Genomic DNA, 2,391 nt, shown 5'->3' with positions numbered 1-2,391 from the left:
CTCACGTCGCGCGGGTTGTTTGTTATCAACAGGCGCCCTAAACTGGGCTCCCCCCCTGAGCGCGGTATAAGCGGGGGTTATGCTTCGATTCATACGGGTATGAGGGCGGGCGGGGAGCCCTTCCGGCTCCCCGCCGTCCGTCTGTCCGTCTGTCCCGGCGTCAGGTCAGGCCGAGGGACCGGCCTTCCACTCCGCCCAGCTCATGTTCCAGCCGTTGAGGCCGTTGTCGGGCTTGATGGTCTTGTCCGGGGAGTTCACCACGGTGACCACGTCGCCGATGAGCGAGTTGTCGAAGAACCAGGCACCGGGCTGGTCCGGGTCGTTGGCGCCCTTGGCGTCGTTGAGACCGACACAGCCGTGGCTGGTGTTCACGCTGCCGAAGATCGAGTCGGATCCCCAGTAGTTGCCGTGGATGAACGTGCCCGACGTGGACAGCCGCATCGCGTGCGGGACGTCCTTGATGTCGTACTCGCCCTTGCCTTCGCTGTTCTTGAAGCCGACGGTCGAGCCGTCCATCCGGGTCTCCTTGAACTTCTCGGAGATCACCATCTGGCCGTTGTACGTGGGGTTGTCCGGGGAGCCGGCCGAGATCGGGATGGTCTTGAGGACCTGCCCGTCCCGGGTGACCGTCATCTTCTTCGTCTTCGCGTCGACCGTGGAGACCTGGCTCCGGCCGACCTTGAAGGTGACCGTCTTGTTCTGCACGCCCTGGATGCCGGGCGCGCCCTGCACACCCTGGAGCGCCAGCTTCAGCGTGACGGTGGAGTTCGCCTGCCAGTACTGCTCCGGACGGAAGTCCAGGCGCTGGTTGTCGAACCAGTGGCCGACGACCTCCTGGCCGCTGGTGGAGGAGACGGTGATGGCCGCCTGCACGGCCTTCTGGTCCTTGATCGGCTTGTCGAAGGTGATGGAGACCGGCATGCCCACGCCGACCGTCTCGCCCTCGTCCGGGATGAACGAGCCGACGAAGCTGTTCTCCGGGGAGACCGTCGTGAAGGAGGCGTTCTCGTGCGCCTCGCGCCCGGCCTCGTCCTTCGCGGTCGCCGCCAGGGCGTACTTCGTGGAGCGCTTCAGGGCGCCGTCCGGCTTCCAGCTCTTGCCGTCGGCGGTGATCTTGCCCGCGACGGCCGTGCCGTCCGTGGTCTTCAACTCGACCTTGGTGAGCGTGCCGTCGCTGACGGTGACGTTCGTGGCGTCGTTCAGACCGATGTTGGTGGCGCCGTCCTTGGGCGTGATGGCTATTCGCGCCTTGGAGGTGTCCTTCGCGGCCGCCGCGTCCACGTCTGCCTGCGACTTGCCCGTTTCGGTGCTGTTCTTCGCCTTGTCATCGCCCGCGTCGTTGCAGGCCGAAAGCATCAGTACGCCACCGAGCACCGCGGACACGGCCACCAGGGACCTTCTCCGCTTGCTGTACGTCCTCACACGTCACTCCATCGTTGCCGGAAACCCCGAGGCTGCATTCCCGGGATCGGGCCGGGCAGGGGGCGTCAACCCCCTGCTCGTCCTGACAACGCGTTACGACGTGGTTCGGTTCCACATTCCGTTCGGATGTGTGCAACCCCACGGTCAGGCGTTGTCGGCCTCTTCCTCGAAGTCACCATCTTCCTCGTCGAGGTCCCACTCCAGGGACTCGGGGTCGTATTCGACCGGTTCGCTGCTCCAAGAGGCCTGAGCCAGCTCGACTCCGGTCAGCTCCGCGACCAGGTCGGTCGGGTCCACCAGGTAGGCCAGGGCCTCCGATTCGTCTTCCCGTACGGCCGACTCCGCGTGGCCGCGCTCCTCGTCCGGCATGAACTCGTCGGCCTTGATGTGCGCGAGCGCGGCTCCGATGAGGGCGTCCGCATCGGACACCTCCAGCACCAAATCCACCCTAAGCCGTACGTATCGTGATGTCTCAGAAGGGTTCATACGACGGAGAGTAAGCCCGCGACAGCCTCGACTTTCCCGCGACCCGCCCCTTTCACTAGCATCTGCCCCCACGGCCAATTCGCTGCTTCCGCAAGGGGGATCGCACCGTGTCCGCACCTCGACCGCTGCTCACCGCTCTGGGAGCGACCACCCTCCTCGCCGCCCTCTGGTTCGTCCCCTCGGCGAACGCCACGGCTCCGGGACACCCGGCGGGTTCCACCGGCGCGCCCGCCGCCGCCAACACGGGCACCGTCACCGGCACCGGTACGGGCACCGGCAGCATCTCCGGGACGTCCGAGGAGGATTCCGCCGGCACCACCGGCGTGGTCACCCTCTCGCTCGCCGACACCGGCAGCATCGACACCACCCCGTACGTGGTCGGCGGCACGCTCTGCCTGGGCCTGGGGGCCGGGTTCGTGTCCTTCTCCGTACGCCGCTCCCGCGGCCTGTAGGCACACGCGAAGGGCCGCGCCCCCGGGGATC

The 2,391-nt window shown here is 66.9% G+C and carries 3 protein-coding genes; 1 reads left to right on the top strand and 2 read right to left on the bottom strand.

All coding sequences use genetic code 11. The features are described 5' to 3' along the window. Nucleotides 1–165: 165 nt before the first annotated feature. Together ACFV0Q_RS32000 and ACFV0Q_RS31995 are read right to left on the bottom strand one after the other, a co-directional pair. Nucleotides 166–1,422 (bottom strand): Ig-like domain-containing protein, encoded by a 1,257-nt coding sequence (locus ACFV0Q_RS32000; protein WP_385010088.1) that lies wholly within the window; start codon nt 1,420–1,422, stop codon nt 166–168. A 144-nt stretch (nt 1,423–1,566) separates the two neighbouring features. Further along, nucleotides 1,567–1,860 (bottom strand): hypothetical protein, encoded by a 294-nt coding sequence (locus tag ACFV0Q_RS31995; protein ID WP_266574300.1) that lies wholly within the window; start codon nt 1,858–1,860, stop codon nt 1,567–1,569. 155 nt (nt 1,861–2,015) lie between these two features. Here ACFV0Q_RS31995 and ACFV0Q_RS31990 point away from each other — a divergent pair, with 155 nt between their 5' ends. Then, nucleotides 2,016–2,360 (top strand): hypothetical protein, encoded by a 345-nt coding sequence (locus ACFV0Q_RS31990; protein ID WP_385010086.1) that lies wholly within the window; start codon nt 2,016–2,018, stop codon nt 2,358–2,360. Nucleotides 2,361–2,391 lie beyond the last annotated feature (31 nt).

Origin of the sequence: Streptomyces sp. NPDC059564 (assembly GCF_042735575.1) — a bacterium.
Lineage (GTDB): Bacteria > Actinomycetota > Actinomycetes > Streptomycetales > Streptomycetaceae > Streptomyces.
The sequence above is the reverse complement of the archived record's forward strand: the minus strand, read 5'-3'. Positions and strand labels throughout refer to the sequence as shown.